Origin of the sequence: Lentzea sp. NPDC006480 (assembly GCF_040611995.1) — a bacterium.
Classification (GTDB): Bacteria; Actinomycetota; Actinomycetes; order Mycobacteriales; family Pseudonocardiaceae; genus Lentzea.
Genome location: NZ_JBEXPJ010000056.1, coordinates 1 through 18,517 on the forward strand (window position 1 = coordinate 1; position 18,517 = coordinate 18,517).

Annotated in this window: 17 protein-coding genes; 11 read left to right on the forward strand and 6 right to left on the reverse strand. The window is 70.4% G+C overall.

What is annotated here, in order from left to right:
- A partial coding sequence (locus tag ABZX92_RS22435; protein WP_355562508.1) for an alpha/beta hydrolase occupies window positions 1-473 on the forward strand: 473 nt, incomplete at its 5' end.
- Window positions 470-1,660, forward strand: coding sequence for a SpoIIE family protein phosphatase (locus ABZX92_RS22440; RefSeq protein ID WP_355562511.1), 1,191 nt, complete (start codon window positions 470-472; stop codon window positions 1,658-1,660). The genes ABZX92_RS22435 and ABZX92_RS22440, both read left to right, overlap by 4 nt.
- On the opposite strand, the gene ABZX92_RS22445 is transcribed toward ABZX92_RS22440, so the two are convergent.
- Together ABZX92_RS22445 and ABZX92_RS22450 are read right to left on the reverse strand one after the other, a co-directional pair.
- The gene (locus ABZX92_RS22445; protein ID WP_355562513.1) at window positions 1,627-2,286 is read right to left on the reverse strand and encodes a response regulator transcription factor; all 660 of its coding nucleotides are present in this window, start codon (window positions 2,284-2,286) and stop codon (window positions 1,627-1,629) included. The genes ABZX92_RS22440 and ABZX92_RS22445 overlap by 34 nt on opposite strands.
- Entirely contained in the window at window positions 2,283-3,095 is an 813-nt protein-coding gene (locus ABZX92_RS22450) for a histidine kinase (RefSeq protein ID WP_355562516.1), read from the reverse strand. The genes ABZX92_RS22445 and ABZX92_RS22450 overlap by 4 nt, the downstream gene beginning before the upstream one ends.
- A gap of 103 nt (window positions 3,096-3,198) precedes the next feature.
- Here ABZX92_RS22450 and ABZX92_RS22455 point away from each other — a divergent pair, with 103 nt between their 5' ends.
- From ABZX92_RS22455 to ABZX92_RS22465, 3 genes are read left to right on the forward strand one after another with little or no spacing between them, the layout of a single operon-like run.
- Entirely contained in the window at window positions 3,199-3,891 is a 693-nt protein-coding gene (locus tag ABZX92_RS22455) for an ABC transporter ATP-binding protein (protein WP_355562518.1), read from the forward strand.
- Window positions 3,888-6,215 (forward strand): ABC transporter permease, encoded by a 2,328-nt coding sequence (locus ABZX92_RS22460; protein ID WP_355562521.1) that lies wholly within the window; start codon window positions 3,888-3,890, stop codon window positions 6,213-6,215. The genes ABZX92_RS22455 and ABZX92_RS22460 overlap by 4 nt, the downstream gene beginning before the upstream one ends.
- A gap of 7 nt (window positions 6,216-6,222) precedes the next feature.
- Window positions 6,223-8,436, forward strand: coding sequence for a penicillin acylase family protein (locus ABZX92_RS22465; RefSeq protein ID WP_355562524.1), 2,214 nt, complete (start codon window positions 6,223-6,225; stop codon window positions 8,434-8,436).
- Here ABZX92_RS22465 and ABZX92_RS22470 read toward each other — a convergent pair.
- Entirely contained in the window at window positions 8,433-9,185 is a 753-nt protein-coding gene (locus ABZX92_RS22470) for an SDR family NAD(P)-dependent oxidoreductase (RefSeq protein ID WP_355562527.1), read from the reverse strand. The two genes, ABZX92_RS22465 and ABZX92_RS22470, sit on opposite strands and share 4 nt — an antisense overlap.
- A gap of 101 nt (window positions 9,186-9,286) precedes the next feature.
- On the opposite strand from ABZX92_RS22470, the gene ABZX92_RS22475 reads away from it, so the two are divergent.
- On the forward strand, window positions 9,287-10,126 hold the full coding sequence (locus ABZX92_RS22475; RefSeq protein ID WP_355562530.1) for a helix-turn-helix transcriptional regulator: 840 nt from the start codon (window positions 9,287-9,289) through the stop codon (window positions 10,124-10,126).
- Window positions 10,127-10,283: 157 nt separating this feature from the next.
- Here ABZX92_RS22475 and ABZX92_RS22480 read toward each other — a convergent pair whose 3' ends face one another.
- Complete coding sequence (locus tag ABZX92_RS22480; protein ID WP_355562533.1) at window positions 10,284-10,757, reverse strand: GNAT family N-acetyltransferase; 474 nt, start codon at window positions 10,755-10,757, stop codon at window positions 10,284-10,286.
- Window positions 10,757-11,779: an alpha/beta hydrolase-fold protein gene (locus ABZX92_RS22485; RefSeq protein WP_355562536.1), complete on the reverse strand. Its 1,023-nt coding sequence runs from the start codon at window positions 11,777-11,779 to the stop codon at window positions 10,757-10,759. The genes ABZX92_RS22480 and ABZX92_RS22485 overlap by 1 nt, the downstream gene beginning before the upstream one ends.
- 53 nt (window positions 11,780-11,832) lie before the next feature.
- On the opposite strand from ABZX92_RS22485, the gene ABZX92_RS22490 reads away from it, so the two are divergent.
- The 5 genes from ABZX92_RS22490 (at window position 11,833) to lnt (ending at window position 17,903) form a co-directional block, all read left to right on the forward strand.
- Complete coding sequence (locus tag ABZX92_RS22490) at window positions 11,833-12,414, forward strand: TetR/AcrR family transcriptional regulator (protein ID WP_355562539.1); 582 nt, start codon at window positions 11,833-11,835, stop codon at window positions 12,412-12,414.
- 46 nt (window positions 12,415-12,460) lie between these two features.
- Window positions 12,461-13,222 (forward strand): SDR family oxidoreductase, encoded by a 762-nt coding sequence (locus ABZX92_RS22495; protein ID WP_355562542.1) that lies wholly within the window; start codon window positions 12,461-12,463, stop codon window positions 13,220-13,222.
- Between the two features lie 98 nt (window positions 13,223-13,320).
- Window positions 13,321-14,925 carry a sigma-70 family RNA polymerase sigma factor gene (locus ABZX92_RS22500; RefSeq protein ID WP_355562545.1) on the forward strand — a complete coding sequence of 535 codons (1,605 nt, stop codon included), beginning with the start codon at window positions 13,321-13,323 and terminating at the stop codon, window positions 14,923-14,925.
- A 103-nt stretch (window positions 14,926-15,028) separates the two neighbouring features.
- Window positions 15,029-16,441 carry a polyprenol phosphomannose-dependent alpha 1,6 mannosyltransferase MptB gene (gene mptB / locus ABZX92_RS22505; RefSeq protein ID WP_355562627.1) on the forward strand — a complete coding sequence of 471 codons (1,413 nt, stop codon included), beginning with the start codon at window positions 15,029-15,031 and terminating at the stop codon, window positions 16,439-16,441.
- Window positions 16,425-17,903 carry an apolipoprotein N-acyltransferase gene (gene lnt, locus ABZX92_RS22510; RefSeq protein ID WP_355562548.1) on the forward strand — a complete coding sequence of 493 codons (1,479 nt, stop codon included), beginning with the start codon at window positions 16,425-16,427 and terminating at the stop codon, window positions 17,901-17,903. Before mptB ends, lnt begins: the two co-directional genes overlap by 17 nt.
- On the opposite strand, the gene ABZX92_RS22515 is transcribed toward lnt, so the two are convergent.
- Window positions 17,818-18,498 (reverse strand): class I SAM-dependent methyltransferase, encoded by a 681-nt coding sequence (locus tag ABZX92_RS22515; RefSeq protein WP_355562550.1) that lies wholly within the window; start codon window positions 18,496-18,498, stop codon window positions 17,818-17,820. The genes lnt and ABZX92_RS22515 overlap by 86 nt on opposite strands.
- Window positions 18,499-18,517: the final 19 nt, after the last annotated feature.

Sequence of the window (18,517 nt, forward strand, 5' to 3'; positions counted from 1 at the left end):
AACGGTTCGCGCAGCTGGTCCTGCTCACGCCGTCACCGTGCTATGTGGACGATGGCGACTACCGCGGCGGCTTCAGCCGCGAGGACGTCGACGAGCTGCTCGCCGCCCTGGAGTCGAACTACCTCGGCTGGTCCGCGACGATGGCGCCGGTCATCGTGGACAACCCCGACCAGCCGGAACTGGCCGAGGAGCTGAGGAACAGCTTCTGCCGCACGGACCCGGCGGTCGCGCGGGTGTTCGCGCGCGCCACCTTCCTGTCCGACAACCGGGAGGACCTGCGGAAGGTCACCGTGCCGACGCTGGTGATCCAGTGCGCGGTGGACGCCATCGCGCCGCCGGAGGTGGGGCGGTTCACGCACGACCAGATCGCCGGAAGCAAGCTGGTGACGCTGAACGCGGTCGGGCACTGTCCGCAGTTGAGCGCGCCGGAGATGACCGCGGAGGCGATCCTGGAGTTCGTGGTCGGCCGATGACCGGGCCGGAGTGCGTGACCTTCGCCGCGTTGCTGGAAGACAGCGCGGAGGACCTCTACGACAACGCGCCCTGCGGCTACATCTCCACCTTGCTGGACGGCACGATCGCGAAGGTCAACGCGACGCTGCTCGGGTGGCTCGGCTTCGACCGCGACGAGCTCGTGGGCCGCCGCCGGTTCCCCGATCTGCTCACGGTCGGCGGCCGCATGTACTACGAGACGCACGTTTCGCCGTTGCTGCACATGCAGGGTGAGCTCGGCGGGGTGGCGGTGGAGATGAAGACCGCGGCCGGCACCCGGCTGCCGGTCCTGCTGACCTCGGTGGTCAAGACGGGTCCCGGCGGCCAGGCGCAGCTGATCCGCACCACCGTGTTCGACGCCCGCGACCGGCGCGCGTACGAGGAGGAGCTGCTGCGGGCCAGCCGGCAGGCCGAACTGGAACGCGACCGGGCCCAGCAGCTGGCCAGGACGTTGCAGCAGACCCTGCTCCCACCGGCGTTGCCCGAGGTGCCGGGGGTGGAGGTCGAGGCCTACTACCACCCGGCGTCGCTCGACCAGGTCGGCGGCGACTTCTACGACCTGTTCCCGCTCACCGCCGGCACGTGGGGTTTCTTCCTCGGCGACGTGTCCGGCAAGGGCGCGGACGCGGCGGTCGTGACCTCGCTGACCCGCTACACGCTGCGTTCGGCGGCGATCGACGACCCGGAACCGGCAGGCGTGCTGCAGCATCTCAACGCCGTGCTGAACCACACGGACCCGCGCCTGTGCACGGTGATCTACGGCCGCCTCCGCCCGGACAGCACCGGTGCCACCGTCACCCTGGCGACCGGCGGGCACCCTCCGCCGGTGCTGATCCGCGCGGACGGCACGCGAGAGCTGGTGCGCATGCCGGGCGGCCAGCTCGTCGGTGTGTTGCCGCAGGCGCGTTTCACCACCACGACCGTCCATCTTGGACCGGGCGACACGCTGCTGCTCTACACCGACGGGCTGACCGAGGCGCGGATCGGCGCGGACACCCGCTACAGCGAGGAAGAGCTGCGGGACGATCTGAGCGGCCCGGCCACCGCGCGGTCCGTGATCACCGCGGTGACCGGGCTGCTGACCTCGTTCGGCGCCGGCGTCGAGGACGACACCGCGTTGCTGGCGATCAGTGTTCAGCTGCCGGGCGCGACCAGCCCGGTCTCGTAGGCGAGCACGACGGCCTGGGCCCGGTCGCGCAGTTCCAGCTTGGCGAAGATCCGCGCCACGTGGGTCTTCACGGTCGCCTCGCTCAAGGTCAGGTCGTCGGCGATCTCCGCGTTGGAACGCCCTTGCCCCACCAGCGTCAGCACCTCCCGTTCTCTCGGGGTCAGCACCGCGACGTCCCCGTGCACGACCGGGCCCCGCGCCACCGGTGCGGCGAACTGTTCGACCAACCGGCGGGTGATCGACGGCGCCAGCAGGGCGTCACCGGTCTCGACGAGGCGCACGGCGGCGACGAGGTGCTCGGCCGTGACGTCCTTCAGGAGGAACCCGCTGGCACCGGCCGAGAGGGCGTCGTAGACGTAGCGGTCGAGGTCGAACGTCGTGAGCATCAGCACCCGGCAGCCGGGCGTCTCGCGCACGATGCGGCGGGTGGCTTCGAGACCGTCCATGGTGGGCATGCGAATGTCCATCAGCACGACGTCCGGCTGCAGGTCCCGCACGGCCGTCACCGCCTCGGCGCCGTCCGCGGCCTCGCCGACGACGTCGATGCCGCCCGAGGTCAGGATCATGCGGAACCCGATGCGCACGTACGCCTGGTCGTCGGCGATCACCACCCGTGGCGCGGTCACAGCGGAATCCTCGCCCGGACGCGGAACCCGCCGCCGAGCCGCCGGCGCGCGTCGAGGTCGCCACCGAGCACGGCCACGCGCTGGCGCAACCCGAGCAGCCCGCGGCCCTCGCCGTCCTTTGTGGACAGCGGTTCGCCGGACAGCACGCTGGGACCTGTGTTGAGCACCTCGACCCGCAGGTAGTGATCGGCGTAGCGCACCGTCACGTCCGCTTTGCCACCGTCGCCGTGCTTGAGCGCGTTCGTCAGGGCTTCCTGGACGATCCGGTACGCCGTCAGGTCCACTCCGGACGGCAACGGGCGTGGCTCGCCCGAGATGCGGACCTCGACCGGCAGCCCTGCGAAGCACATCCGGTCGACCAGTGAGCTGAGCCTGCTCAGACCCGGTTGCGGCGACAGCAGGTCCTCACCGTCGGCCGACGGCGCGAGCAGGCCGAGCATGTGCCGCAGCTCGGTCATCGTGTCGCGCCCGGCGGACTCCACGGCCAGCAACGCGCCGGCGGCGTCCTCGGCCTCGGTGGCGAGCACCCGGCGCGCGGCTCCGGCCTGCACCACCATGACGCTCACGTTGTGGCTGACGATGTCGTGCAGCTCCCTCGCGATCCGGGCGCGTTCGGCGTCCACGGCTCCACGCGCGGCGCTTTCCCGTTCGCGTTCGAGCAGCCAGCCGCGTTCCTCCATCGCACGGGTGTACGCGCGCTTCGCCATCGCCAGCCGCACCGCGAAGAACACGGCGGCCAGGCACGCGGCGACCGCCACGATCAGCTCCCACACACGATCACCCTCCCAGAGCGCGAGGTGTGCGCGCATCACACCCGGGATGCAGCCGCTACATCCCCAGGATGACCCCGTCCGGCAGGTTACCTCCCGGGACTGATGCCCGGCCCGGCCTCAGGCGAACAGGATGGCCGCCATGAACAACGACGCCGTCGTCGAAATAACGGACCTGCGCAAGGAGTACAGCGACTCGACAGCACTGGACGGGTTGTCGCTGACCGTGCGGGCGGGGGAAGCGGTCGCGGTGATGGGACCGTCCGGCAGCGGCAAGTCCACGCTGCTCAACATGATCGCGGGCCTCGACCGGCCGACCTCGGGCTCGGTCGTCGTGCAGGGCACGGACCTGGGGGCGCTGGACGAGACCGGGCTCGCGCTGTTCCGCCGGCGGGGGATCGGCATGATCTTCCAGTTCTTCAACCTGCTCGACGACCTGTCGGCGCTGGACAACGTCGCGCTGGCCGCCCAGCTCACCGGCACGGCGGCGGGGCAGGCGCGGAAACGGGCGCTGGAGCTGTTCGGCGAGCTCGGCATCGAGAACCGCAAGGACATCTACCCGGCCCGGCTCAGCGGCGGTGAACGGCAGCGCGTCGCGGTCGCGCGGGCGTTGATGAACCGGCCCGCGCTGCTGCTCGCCGACGAACCGACCGGCGCGCTGGACAGCAGGTCCGGCGAGCAGGTGATGGACCTGCTGCTCGACCTCAACCAGTTCGGCCAGACGCTGCTGCTGGTCACGCACGACGAACGGCTCGCGACCCGGTGTGCCAGCAGGGTCGTCGAGGTCGTCGACGGCCGGATCGCGCGGGAGCAGAGCCTGGAGCGCACCCCGTGAGCGCGGTCTGGACCGCGGCGTGGGCGGCGGTGCGGCGGCGGATGCTGCAGACGATCGTGATCGGCGTCGTCGTGTGCGCCTCCACCGCGACCATCGTCATGGCCCTGGGGCTGCTCGAATCCTCCGCGGCGCCGTTCGACAAGGCCTTCGCCACCCAGCGCGGGGCGCACCTCGCGGTAGCGTTCGACTCTGCCAGGACCACTGCGGAACAGGTGAGGCAGGCCGCGGGGCAGACCGAGTACGCGGGACCGTTCGAACAGGCCACAGTGGACACCTCGACCAGTCCGGTCTTCATGGGCACGCTCACCGTGGCGGGCCGCGCGGATCCCGGCGGCCAGGTCGACCGCCTGACCGTCTGGCAGGGCCGCTGGGCCACCGCACCCGGTGAGATCGTCCTGAACCGTCCACCGGGCGGCGGTGAGGGCCCGACCGGCCACGGCCTGGAGGTCGCCGCCGCCGGCCTGCCCAAGCTGACCGTCGTCGGGTTCGCGCACTCCGTCACGGGCTCTGCCGACGCGTGGGTGACTCCCGAGCAGGTCAAGGCGTTGCACCCGACCGCGTTGCAGATGCTCTACCGGTTCCCGGACGCCGGCACCGCGGCCGAGGTGGCCGAGGACCAGAAGTCGGTCACCCAGGGCCTTCCCGAGGGCGCGGTGCTGGGCAGCCTGTCGCACCTCACGGTCAAGGACAAGGTCACGTCCGAGCTGGGCGTGTTCATCCCGTTCCTGATGATCTTCGGCCTGCTCGGGCTCGTCGTGGCGGTGCTGATCGTCGCCAACGTCGTGAGCGGCGCGGTCGTGGCGGGCTTCCGGCACATCGGGATGCTCAAGGCCCTCGGGTTCACGCCGGGCCAGGTCATGGCGGTGTACCTGGTGATGGTCTCGATCCCGGCCGTTGCCGGCTGCGTGCTCGGGACTGTCGCGGGCAACTTCTTCGCCAAACCGATCGTGCAGGACGCGGTCGAGGGATTCGGCGTGACCGAGATGAGCTTCGCGCCGTGGGTGAACGCGGTGGCGCTGCTGGGAATGCCCGCGCTCGTGATCTCGGCCGCGCTCGTCCCGGCACTGCGGGCCCGCAGGCTTCCGGCCGCCAGGGCGATCAGCGCGGGCACCACCACGCACACCGGTCGCGCGCTGAGGATCCAGCGGTGGCTCACCGGAACGCCGTTGCCGCGCTCGGTCAGCCTCGGTCTCGGCGTGCCGTTCGCCCGCGCGGGCCGCAGCGCGCTCACTCTGGCGTCGGTCGTGCTGGGCGTCATGACCGTGACGCTCGCCGCGGGCGTGATGATGTCGGTGACGGGCTACAACAACGCGGTCCGCCCCTCCTACGCCGACCGCGTCGAGGTCCTGGCCGGACGGCCACAAGGGCTTCCACCCATGATGAACCCGGCCATGGGGGAGCCGCCCAACGCGACGTTGAGCGACGCCGACGACGAGAAGATGTTGCGCTCGTTGCCCGGTACGGCCGCGGTGCTGGCGATTTCCGAGCTGGAGACCGAGGTCGCGGGCGGCACCCAGAACGCCACGATCTTCTTCTACCGCGGCGACATCGGCGCGCTCGGCCCGCGCGTGCTCACCGGGCACTGGCCGGACGGACCCGGCCAGGTCGTCGTGCCGTCGAGGTTCCTCAACCAGCGCGGGCTCGCCGTCGGCGACACGATCACCGTGCAGGCCAAGGAGAACCGGACGGCACTGAAGATCGTCGGCGTCGTGCTCACCAACAACGACGACCAGATCTTCGCCGACTGGAGCGCGCTGAGCGTGCTCGCACCGGGCACCCGTGCCCACTCCTACCAGGCCAGGTTCACGAACAGCACGGACCGCGCGACCTACACGGCCGCGATCGCCAAGGGAGACTCTGGCCTGCGCGTCATGCCACCGCGCGACGGCTCGTCGTCGACGGGGGTGATCATCGTCAGCGCCTCGATCACGCTGACGCTGGTCCTGGGGGCGGTGGCGGCGCTCGGCGTGTTCAACACGGTCGTCCTCAACGCCCGCGAGCGCCGCCGCGACCTGGGGATGCTCAAGTCGATCGGCATGACCCCGCGCCAGGTCACGGCGATGCTGGTGACCTCCATGGGCGCGCTCGGTGTGGTCGGCGGGCTGGCCGGGGTGCCCCTGGGCGTGGCGGCACACCAGCTCGTCGTGCCCGCCATGGCTCACGCGGGCCAGGCCGACGCCGTCGACGTCCTCATGGAGGTCTACCACGCGCCCGCGCTCGCCCTGCTGGCTCTCGCTGGAGTGGTGATCGCCGTGCTCGGCGCGCTCGTGCCGGCCAGGGGAGCCGCACGCCTGTCGATCGCCACCGTGCTGCACAACGAATAGGGGAAGCATGTTCAGGCTGATCGCTTTGTGCCTCACGCTGCTGGTCACCACTCCTGCCGTGAGCCACGCCGGCGCCGGTGTCATGATCCGGCGGACGTCCTACGGAATTCCACACATCCGCGCGGCCGACTACCGTGGTTTGGGGCTGGGCCTCGGTTTCGCGTTCGCCGAGGACAACGTCTGCATGATGGCGGACATCGTGGTGACGACGTCAGCACAGCGCTCGCGGTGGTTCGGGCCGGACGCGACCACGGAGTCCGGTGACGGGAACCTCGTCAGCGACCTCTACCACCAGCGGCTCAACCAGTCCGGCGTGCTCGAACGCGCGTTGCCGCAGCAGTCGCGGCAGGCCCGTGACCTCGTGCGCGGCTACGTCACGGGCTTCAACCGCTACCTCGCGAAGACCGGCGTGGCCAATCTGCCCGACGCCCGCTGCCGGGGCGCGGCCTGGGTGCGGCCGATCACCGAGATCGACGTGTGGCGGCGCGTGCACCAGGTCGCGGCTCTCACCGGCGGCGAAGGACTGCAGGAACCCGTCGCGTCCGCCCAGCCTCCCGGCTCACCGGCACCGGCGAAACCCGTGCGGCGCGCCGAACAACGACCGGGCAGCAACGGAATCGCGCTCGGCCGCGAGGCGACCACGGGCAGCGGAATCGTTCTCGGCAACCCGCACTTCTACTGGGCCGACGACTGGCGCTTCTACCAGCAGCAGCTCACGATCCCCGGCGAGCTGAACGTGAGCGGCGCCGGACTGTACGGGATCCCGCTGGTCAACATCGGCCACAACGACCGGCTCGGCTGGACCCACACCGCGTCCGAAGCGCAGACGGTCACGCTCGCCAAGCTCGCCCTCGTGCCCGGCGACCCCACCAGTTACGTCGTCGACGGCAAGACGCACCGGATGATCGCCGAGAACGTCACCGTGTCCGATGGCACCAAGCCGGTGACCAGGACGCTGTACCGGACGCCGGACGGCCCGGTGATCGCCGATCCCGGTGCGCTGCAATGGACCGACACGACGGCGTACGTGCTGCGCGACGCCAACTCCGGCAACCTCGCGGTCGTCGACCAGTGGCTCGCCATCGCCCGTGCCCGCAGCGTTGCGGACCTGCAGCAGGCGCTCGTCGGACATCAGGCGCTGCCGTGGGTGAACACGCTCGCCTCCGACTCGACCGGCACCGCCTACTACGCCGACATCCAGGTCGTCCCGCACGTCACCGACGACCAGCGCGCCCGGTGCGGCACCGGTCCTGACATCGGTTTCGTGATCCTCGACGGCAGCCGTTCGTCGTGCGGCTGGGGGACTGATCCCGACGCGGTTCGGCCGGGCGTGTTCGGCGCGAGCCGGTTGCCGCGGCTCGTTCGCGACGACCACGTGAGCAACATGAACGACAGCCCGTGGCTGACGAACCCGGCCGCCCCGCTGACCGGTTACCCCTCGATCGTCGGCGACTCCGGCGGCGAACGGTCACCGCGCACCCGCCTCGGTCTCGACATGATCACCGATCGCACCTTCACCCTGTCCACTGTGGAATCGGCGATGTTCGGCAACCGGAACCTGAGCGCCGAGGAGGGCCTGAAGGCCGTTGTCGCGCTGTGCCAGGCGAATCCGACGCTGAACGGGGTGGACGTCCGTGCGGCTTGCGAGACGTTGGCGAAGTGGGGCGGAACCGGCGACATCGGCGAGCAGAGCAGGGGAGCGTTCTTCTGGCGGGCCTTCATCGGCCTGACCCAGCGTCCCGGCGTCAACCGGTGGCTGGTGCCGTACGACCCGGCGGATCCCGTCCACACCCCGCGCGGCCTCAACACCGCCGACCCCGGTGTCGGGCGAGCTTTCGCCGACACGGTGACGGCTTTCGCCAGCGCCGGCGTGCCGGTCGACGTGAAGCTCGACGACGTCCAGCACTACGAGGGCATCCCGATCCACGGCTGCCGCGGCCCGGAAGGCTGTTTCAACGTCGTCTCGGTGCCCGGCGTGCCGCGGCCGCTGGACCAGATTTCCGACGTCCCGCACGGAACCAGCTTCGTGATGGCCGTGGAACTCACTGCGAATGGGCCGCGCATGAGTTCGTTGATGGTCTACGGCCAGTCGGCCAACCGCGCTTCACCGCACCACCACGACCAGGCGCACCTGTACGTGGAGAAGAAGTGGGTCAGCGGGCGGTTCTCCGAACAGGAGATCGCCCGCGATCCCAACCTGACAGTGCGTTACGTGAGTTAGTGCGGGTCGGAGGCGTTGAGCGCGGCGACGACCTGGTCGTAGTCGCCGCGTGCCTCGGCGTAGCGCAGGAACTTCACCCGCTCGACCTGGATCTCCTTCGCGTCGGGCTGCGTCTCGATGATGTTCATGACGTCGGCGACGTACTCGTCGAGCGGCACGGCGTGGTCGTTGTCCGCCTGACCGGGGAGCAGGTCCGTCTGCACCGACGGCGGCTCCAGCTCCACCACCTTGACCGAGGTGTCGGCGAGCTGTAGCCGGAGCGACTCGCTGAGCATGTGGATCGCGGCCTTGGAGGCGTTGTAGCTCGGCGTGACCTTCAGCGGCGCGAACGCCAGGCCGGACGAGACGGTCATGATCGTGGCGTCCGGGAGGGTCTGGAAGTGCTCGACGAACGCGGCGATCAGGCGGATCGGGCCGAGGATGTTCGTGGTCACGATGCCCTCGGCGGACTCCAGGAACGACTCCGGCCGGTGCCAGTCCTCGACCCGCATGACGCCGGCCATGGTGATCAGCACGTTGGTCGCCGGGAAGCGGGCGAGCACGTCCTTGGCCGCGGTCTGGACGCTGTCGGCGTCGGTCGTGTCGATCCGGACGGTCTCCAGGCCCTCGGCCGCGATCCGCTCGAGCAGTTCGGTGCGGCGGCCACCGACGATCACGGTGTTGCCGCGCTCCTTGAGGGCGTGGGCGAGCGCCAGGCCGATGCCGCTGGTGGCGCCAGGGATGAAGATGGTGTTTCCGGTGATGTCCATGCACCGAGCTTCGGCCCCGGCGCACGAGGCGCGGCAGAGAGCGCTTATCGGGGGATCGGCGATCCCTGGTTACTTCGCGTGCGCCCTCCATACTCGGGGTTGTGGATCGTGCGGAACTAGCGGCCTTCCTGCGCCGCCGCCGGGAAGAACTGAGGCCGGCGGACGTCGGCCTGCCCGTCGGCGCTCGCAGGCGAGCTCACGGCCTGCGGCGCGAAGAGGTCGCGTCGCTGGCCGCGATGTCGACCGACTACTACACGCGCCTGGAACAGCAACGCGGCCCGCAGCCCAGCGAACAGATGCTGGCCGCTTTGGCCCGCGCGCTGCGGCTGACCGACGACGAACGCGACTACCTGTTCCGCGTCGCCGGCCGCAACGCCCCGTCGCCCCAGGCCACCAGCTCGCACGTCGCACCGGCGTTGCAACGGGTGCTCGACCGGTTGAACGACACGCCCGCGCTGATCCTGTCGAACCTCGGCGAGATCCTCGTGCAGAACCGGTACGCCGAGGCGCTGTACGGCGACTCCTCCCAGTTCACCGGACTCGCTCGGAGCACCATCTACCGCTGGTTCAAGAACCCGGAGGAGCGCTCGATCTACCCCGAACACGACCGCGACCGCCAGAGCCGCGCCCAGGTCGCGAACCTGCGCGCCGCCTACGCCGCGATGGGCCCCAAGTCGCGGGCCGGCGAGCTCGTCCGCGTGCTGCAACGGGAAAGCGCCGAGTTCGCGTCGATCTGGGACCGCCACGAGGTCGCGAAACGCTTCGAGGACCACAAGGTGCTCGTCCACCCGCAGCTGGGCGAGATCGAGGTCGACTGCCAGGCCCTGTTCACCGAGGACCAGTCGCAGATGCTGCTGGTGCTCACCGCGCCGCCGCGCACCGAGGCGTTCGACAAGCTGCAGCTGCTCGGTGTGCTGGGCACGGAGAAGTTCGTCGGCTGAGACGCAGGTTCGTCTCTTGGATCTCCGCTCGCCGAGCCGGCCATCAGGCGCCGGTCGTGTCGCCACTGACGGCCGTCTCCGCACCTGCGTCTGGCCACCGCACCGAGGCGTTCGACGAGCCGCAGCTCCCTCGGCGTGCTGGGTACCGGGAACGTGGTCAGCTGAGGCGCAGGATCGTCTCCTCGATCTCCGCATTCCGCGCGTTGGCGTACCCGACGTCAGTGCCGACCTTCTCGAAGCCCGCCCGCGTCAGCACCCGCATCGAGCCCGCGTTGTCGCTGGCGACACGGCCGTACACCGGCCGGACCGGCACTTCCTGCAGCAACAACGCCAGCGCGCGCGTGGCCACGCCCTGGCCCCACACCGAGCGGTCGATCCAGTAGGTGATCTCGGTGTCGCCTTCCTGCACGAAGCTCGCGATGGTGCCCACGACCCGGCCGTCGCCGACGATCACGCGGTTGGTGACGTCGGTACGTGCGCGGATCTTGCGCCAATGCGCGTCGAACGCCTCGCGGTCGTCAGGGTCTTTCGCGGTGAACGCGGCCATCCGCACCGACTCCGGGTCGCGCGTGAACTCGAACACCGCGTCCAGGTCGCTGTCCTCGATCGGTCGCAGCGTCACGTCGCGCATCAGCGAGCCAGCCTTTCCGCCAACCACCCCAGTGAGAGCGGGTAACGGTAGTCGATGGCGCCGTGGCCGGCGTCGAAGAGCTCGAAGTGCACGCGGTCGTCCGGCACTCCGGCCTTCGACAACTCTTCCCGGTACGCCGAGGCACCCAGGTCGAGGAAGTACTCGTCGCTGCGGCCCGCGTCGATCCACACCGCGCGCAACGACCGCACGGCGTCGGAATGTCGCGGCACCATCCGCACCGGGTCCCAGTCGAGCCAGCGCTGCCACACGTCCGGCCGCAGCACGCCGGTCACCGGGTCGAACGGCAGCTCCGGCGTGCCGTCGTCCAACGCGGAGAAGCACGCGGCGACGCCGAGAGTGCCGATCAGGTCCATGTCCTCCGGCCTGGTGAAGGCGGGACGGCTCTGGAAGTCCGCCCACCACGTCCGGATGTCGTGGTCGTAGGACCGCAGCGCTCGCACGGCCTTGCCGAAGTCCGGGACGTAGCAGAGCTCGTAGAGCGAGTCGCCCGCGTGCGTGGCCAGCGCGCCGAACAGGTCGGGGCGCAGCATCGGCGTGATCATCGCGCCGAACCCGCCGGACGACTTGCCCGAGATCGCCCGCGACTCCCGGTCCGGGATCGTGCGGTAGTGCGCGTCGACCCACGGCACGATCTCATCGCACAGGTACGAGTGGTAGCGGCCGGTGCCGGGGGAGTCGACGAACTGCGAGCCGCCATAGGTCGTCCACGCGTCGACGTAGACCACGATGCAACCCGGCGCGCCGTTGGCGAACACCGCGTCGGCCGTCTCGATGAACGGCTGGCGGAACGGCGTCCGGTTGGCCCACATGGACAAGTGGCCCGTGTAGCCCTGAATGACGTACACCGCCGGATATCGCTCAGAGCCCTCGGAGTAGCCCGGCGGCACGTAGACCCACAACGGCCGCTCGAAAGGATCACCGAGCACGTTGTCGCGCAGCAGTTCGGACACGACGGTGTGCCGGTCGAGCCGACCGGCCAGCGAGCCTTCCCAAGGGAGCATGATCCCAGTCAACCACAGTGGACCGGGCGGTCCAGAAAGCCTAAAATCGCCAGGTGGGACTCACAGCCAAAGGGCGCGCGACCAGGCAGCGCATCATCGAGGGCGCGGCGGCGTACCTGCGCAGCGACGGCCCGGCGGGCGTGACGCTGGACGACATCCGCGCGATCACCGGCACCAGCAAGGGCCAGATCTTCCACTACTTCCCGGACGGCAAGGAAGAGCTGTTCCTCGCCGTCGCCCGCCACGAGGCCGGCCGGGTGCTCGACGACCAGCAGCCGCACCTCGGCGCGCTGACGAGCTGGGCCGCCTGGGACCGCTGGCGCGACTCGGTGGTCGCCCGGTACCGCACGCAGGGCCGGAACTGCCCGCTCGGCGCGCTCATGAGCCAGGTCGGCAGCACGCCGGGCGCGGCGGAGGTGATCAGCACGCTCCTCAACCGCTGGCAGTTCCACGTCCGGGAAGGCATCGAGGAGATGCAGGAAGCCGGGCTCGTCCGGCCTGGTGTCGACCCGGAGAAGACCGCGGCGGCGTTCATCGCGGGCATCCAAGGCGGGGTGCAGGTGCTCAGGTCGTCGGGCAGCAGCACGCACCTGGAAGCGTCGCTGGACACCCTCCTCGACTACCTCAAAGCCTGAACTTCTGGACTTGCTGGTCCAAAAATGGATGCCTAACTTCGAGGGCATGGCACAGCGACTGCAGGGCAGGACGGCCCTCATCACCGGTTCCACCAGCAACATCGGCCGCGCGATCGCGGAGGCGTTCGCAAGAGAGGGCGCGCATGTCGTCGTCTCCGGACGCGACGAGGCACGCGGCGCCGCCGTCGTCGACCAGATCCGAGCCAGGGGAGGAAAGGCCGACTTCGCCCGAGCCGACCTCGACGGCACCCCCGCCGCGAGTCACGCGCTCGCCGCGGAAGCCGCCGAGCTGGTGGGCCGCGTCGACATCCTCGTGAACAACGCCGGCATCTACCCGCCGTCGACCACCCCGACGACCGACGAAAACACGTTCGACCACGTCTACGGCGTCAACGTGAAAGCCCCGTTCTTCCTCACCCAGGCCCTCGTCCCGGCGATGATCGACGCCAACGCGGGCGTGATCATCAACCTCGGCTCGTGGATCGCCCGGCTCGGCATCGGGGTCAGTTCGCTGTACAGCTCCACCAAGGGCGCGATGGAGACGCTCACCCGCGCGTGGGCGGCGGAGTTCGGGCCACGGGGCATCCGTGTCAACGCGATCTCGCCCGGCGTCATCGTCCCGCCGGACTGGGACGGCCCGCACCCCGGCGACGTGATGATGCAGGGCACTCCGGCGGGACGTTCGGGGCATCCCGACGCCATCGCCACCGCCGCCGTGTACCTGGCCTCGGACGACGCGCAGTTCGTGCACGGCACCGTGATCGACGTCGACGGCGGCCGCACCGGGGTGGCCGTGATCGCGGTGTGACCTGGCTCACTTACGCGCCCGGTTTCTGTGACCTGAGGTGAGACTGCCCGGTCTCCCATGGCGTACGGAAATCGTCTGCGACAGTGAGGGTGTTGGACGTGACGGAGTGGCTGGGCCATTTGGACGCGGAGCAGGTGATCGCCGCACGAGCCGGTGATCGTGCGGCGCTCGACGCGGTCGTGGAAGCCTCCCTACCTCTGGTCTACAACATCGCCGGGAGAGCCCTGTCCGCCGACGCCGACGTCGACGACGTCGTGCAGGACACCATGTTCCGCGTCATCCGGGGCATCGACTCGCTGCGGGAGCCGGAGCGGTTCCGGTCGTGGCTGGTCGCGGTGACGATCAACCAGATCCGCGAGCACTACCGCCGCCGCGACCTCGCCCCCGCGCCGCTGGAGGAGTACGACCGGGCCGACCCTGGCGCCGAGTTCGTCGAGGTCGCCTTGTCCCGCCTGCACTTCGCCCAGCAACGGCGTGAGGTCGACGAGGCCGCGCGCTGGCTCGACCCGGCCGACCGCGAGCTGCTGGCGTTGTGGACGCTGGAGCGCGTCGGGCAGCTGACCCGCGCCGAGGTGACCGACGCGCTCGACCTCGGCGCGCACGCGGTGACCGTGCGGCTCAGCCGGTTGAAGGGCCGCCTGGAGACCGTGCGGCACCTGGTCCGGGCGTTGTCGGCCGAACCGCGCTGCCCGGGCCTGGCGCAGGCGGCACAGGGCTGGTCCGGACAGCCCAGTCCGTTGTGGCGCAAGCGGCTCCTGCGGCACGTCGACGAGTGCTCCCGCTGCAACCGCGGGGTGGACGACGCGATGCCGGTCGAGCGGATCCTGACCGGCGCCGCGCTGCTCACCGTTCCGGCCGCCTACCTGCCGCGGTTGCTGGAGAACCTGGCCGACCCGGCGCTCGAACCCGTCGCGCACACCACCGACTTGGGCGACTTCGGCGACTTCGGGCCCGACACCGGCCACGCCGCGCACCTGGCCGAGTCCTCCGGCCCGTTCTCGCGGCTCGCCGGTATCGCCTCGGGCAAGCCGGTTCTGGCGGTGGCGGGCGCTGCGGCCGTGTGTGCGCTGGTCGGCGTGGTCGGCACGATGGTGCTGTTCCCGTCTGATCCGCCTGCTGCCGTGGCGATTCCGAACACTGCCCCGCCGACGACGGTGACGTCCTCACTCGCGGAGACCACAACGTCCTCCACGAGCAGTAGCGCGCCAACGTCGTCCACGACGACAACGACCACGACGACGACCACCACGACGCAGACGCCCGAGCCTGTTCGCGTTGCCACGCCGGAGGAACGCGTCCTCGCACTGATCAACGAGACCAGGGCGGCGAACGGCCTGCCCGCGCTGAAGATCGACCCGACGCTGGTCACCGCGGCCGAGCGGCACACCAAGGCGATGATGAGCAACGGCTGCGGTCTCTCGCACCAGTGCCCGGGGGAGAGCGGGCTCGGCGAGCGCGCCTCGGACGCGGGCGTGAAGTGGAGCTCCGTCGGCGAGAACATCGGCATGGGCGGTCCGGTGAAGGACGCCGTCGACCCGATCTCCAAGATGGCTCTCAACCTGACCCAGGGCATGATCGACGAGAAGCCGCCGAACGACGGTCACCGCAAGAACATCCTCAGCAAGTCCTTCACCCGCATCGGCATCGTCGTGGTCCGGGACGCCAAGGGAACCGTGTGGATGACGCACGACTTCGCGGGTTGACCGACTCCGGGCTAAAAAAGATCATCCTGAAGTCGTACGCCCAGAGGCGACCGCAGTCGGACGCGTGACGATCCGTCCGGAAAGCACTGTCTTGTCCGTGCAGATGCAGTCGACCCTGAGCTACCGCGTCACCACCCGCACCCCGGAGCTGTTGCGCTGGACCGGTTTCGGTGGTGCCGTGCTGCTCACGGCGGGGGCCTGGGCGACGAGAGCCGTGCCGATGGCGCTCGCTCTGGCCATCGCGGGAGCCGGGCTGGTCGTACTGGCCTGGACGTTGCTCGGTCGTGCGAACCCGGACGCGCAGTGGTTGCGACGGACGCTGGTCTGGTGGTGCGCTCCGGTGGCCGTCGCACCGCCGTTGTTCAGCGGGGACGTGTTCAGCTACCTCGCCCAGGGTGAGGTGGCGGCACGCGGGCTCGATCCCAACGTCGTCAGCCCGGCGGTCGGCGCGAGCGCGGAAGCCGTGGCCCGGGTCGGGGTGTACTGGCGGGACACTCCGTCGCCGTACGGGCCGCTGTTCAGCACCGTGGAGCGGGCCATCACGAACCTCACCGGCGGCGATCCGGTGGCGGGCATCGTGCTGTACCGGCTGGTCGCGGTGCTGGGGCTGCTGCTGATCGTCTGGGCGGTGCCGAGGCTGGCCGCGATCGCCGGGACGTCGGCGCCGGCCAGGACATCGGCTGGGAGGGCGTTGTGGCTCGGCGTGCTGAACCCGTTGGTGCTGTGGCACCTCGTCGGCGGCGTGCACAACGACGCGTTGATGCTCGGCCTCATGCTGTCCGGCACTGTCATCGCGTTGCACGCACTGCCCGAACTTCGCTGGTGGCAGCTCACGGCCGGGGTGGTGCTCATCGGGCTCGGCGCGCAGGTCAAGCTGCCCGCGCTCGTGGCACTGGCAGTCGTCGGAACCGCGCTGGCCAGAAGGCTGGGCGGCGGCTGGACGAGGTTCGTGATCGCCGGCGTGAGCATGGTCGCGGCGGCCGTGGTCGTGTCGGTGCTGACGTCGGCCGGCGGGACCGGTTTCGGCTGGGTGCGGGCGCTCGGCACGCCGTCGAAGGTCAACTCCTGGATGGCGCCGACGAACTGGCCGGGCTATCTGGCGGGTGCGGTGTTCGGACCGGAAAGCGGTCAGGCGATGATTTCCTCGGCACGGATCGCGGGGCTCGTGCTGATCCTGTGCGGGATCGCGGTGGTGCTGCGGCGCCAGCTGCGGGGCGGGGTCTCCGAGGTGACGGCGCTGGGGATGATGATGAGCCTGATCGTGGTGCTGGGGCCGGTGATCCAGCCGTGGTACCTGCTGTGGGCGGTGCTGCCGTTGGCCGCCTGCCTGCCGGTGGGGAAGTGGCGCACCCGCGTGGCCGCGCTGGTCGGTGTGTTCGCGTTGCTGGTGCCGCCGCTCGCGGGCAACTTCGCCGGCCGCGTGCCCGAGCTGATCACGGCCTACGCCCTCGGCATCGCCCTCGTGGGTGGCGCCTACTTCGTCCTGCGCCGGGTGCCCGTTGCCGCCCAGGACTGACCTCGTGCGCTACGGCGCGGCCGCTCTGGCCGGTGGCGCGCTGGCGTTGAGCTTTCCGCCCCGCACGCTCTGGTGGCTCGCGGTTCCGGCGTTCGTCGTGCTGTGGCTGACGCTCCGCAACGTCCGGGCCCGGCGCGCGGCCGGCCTGGGCTTCGTGTTCGGCCTGGCGTTCTTCCTGCCGCACCTGCTCTGGATCGAGCACTTCCTGGGCAACGACTTCGGCCCGTGGCCGTGGCTCGTGCTCTCGGCGCTCATGGCGCTGTTCGTCTGCGGCTCGACGGCCGTGATGCCGCTGGTGTCGAAGCTGCCCGCGGCACCGGTGTGGGCGGCGATGCTGTTCGTGTTGCAGGAGACCGCGCGGGGCCTGATCCCGTTCAACGGCTTCCCGTGGGGCCGCGTGGCGTTCGGCCAGCCCGATGGCCCGTTCGGTCAGCTCGCGGTGATCGGCGGCGCCCCGCTGGTGAGCTTCGCGGTGGTGCTGACCGGTTTCGGCCTGGCCCACTGGCTGCCGCGGCTCAGGGCCGCCTGGGCCGTGCTGCCATTCGCCGCGGCACTCGCCGTCGGCCCGTTGATCAGCGTTGACGCGCAGCACGGCCAGCGCACCATCGCGGTCGTCCAGGGCAACGCGCCGGACATCGGCCTCGGCCTGCTCGACGCCGCGGACACGTTGCGCGCCAACCACCTGCGCAAGACCGCCGAGCTCAAAGCGTTGATCGACGGCGGGTCGATCCCCAAGCCGGACCTGGTGGTGTGGCCGGAAAGCGCCACCAGGACCCAGGACCACGACCCGGTGATCGACCGCGCGGTCGACTCGCTCGGCGTGCCCGTGCTGGTCAGCGGACTGCGGGACGGCGAGAACGCCGTCATCGCCTGGCAGCCCGGCACCGGTCCCGGCCAGTCGTACGCGAAGCAGGAGCTCGTCCCGTTCGCCGAGCACATCCCGCTGCGCCCGCTGGCCCGCCTCTTCACCCCGTTCGCGGACACCCCGGACATGATCCCGGGCAGTGAACCCGGCGTCATGGACGTCGCCGGAACCCGTGTGGGCGTCGGCATCTGCTACGAGGCCGCCTACGACTACGTCCTGCGCGAAAGTGCGGCGGCGGGCGCGCAGGTCCTGGTGGTGCCGACCAACAACGCCTGGTACGGCCGCGGCGAGATGACCTACCAGCAGCTCGCCATGGCCCGCCTGCGCGCGATCGAACACGGCCGAGCGGTCGTCGTCGCGGCGATCAGCGGCGTGAGCGCGGTGGTCCGCCCGGACGGCAGCGTCGTGCAGTCCACCGGGATGTTCACCGACGCCCTGATGGTCGAGTCCGTGCCGTTGCGGACGGACATCACGTTCGCCACGAGGTTCGGCGGCGCGATCCACGTGCTGCTCACCGCGGGAGCGTTCGGAGCGTGCCTGTGCGCGATCTGGCTGCGACGGCGAGCACGACCGGAACCGGAGTCCCTCCCTCGGTGAACCGCTCCGGCGCCAGACCGGCGTCGAGGAACGCGTTCAGCAGCGCGGGCAACGGCCAGTGCGAGGCACCCACCTTGTCGCGCAGTCCGCGGTCCGTCCACGACTTCCTGGTCCAGTACCCGTCGAGATAACCGGGCCGGATCACGACAGCCGCGGGGTCGGTGCGGTCGGCGAACCCTCCGCAGAAACACGGGTGCACACCGACGTGCACGAACAGACCGCCGGGCTTGAGCACCCTGGCCACCTCGCGCAGCACGTCCGGGTACGAAGGCATGTCGGTGTGCACCATCACCGCCACCACGGCCGGAACACTGTTGTCCCGCAGCGGAAGTCGCCCCGCGTCCGTCCGGGCCACCGGCAACCGGTCGTGTGCGTGGCGCAGCATCCCGGCGGACAGATCGATGCCGACGGGCGTCCACCCCAGCTCCCGCACGATCGCGGCGTGCACCCCGGTGCCACAGCCGACCTCCAGGCACACGCCGGTGCCCTCGCCGAGCAGTTCCCGCAGCGCCAGGCCGATCCCGAGCGGATCGTCCCGCTGCGCCGCGAGGAACTGTCCCTCGTACCAGTCCGCGATCTCGTCGTATGCCGCCACCACACCAGTGGACAGCCGT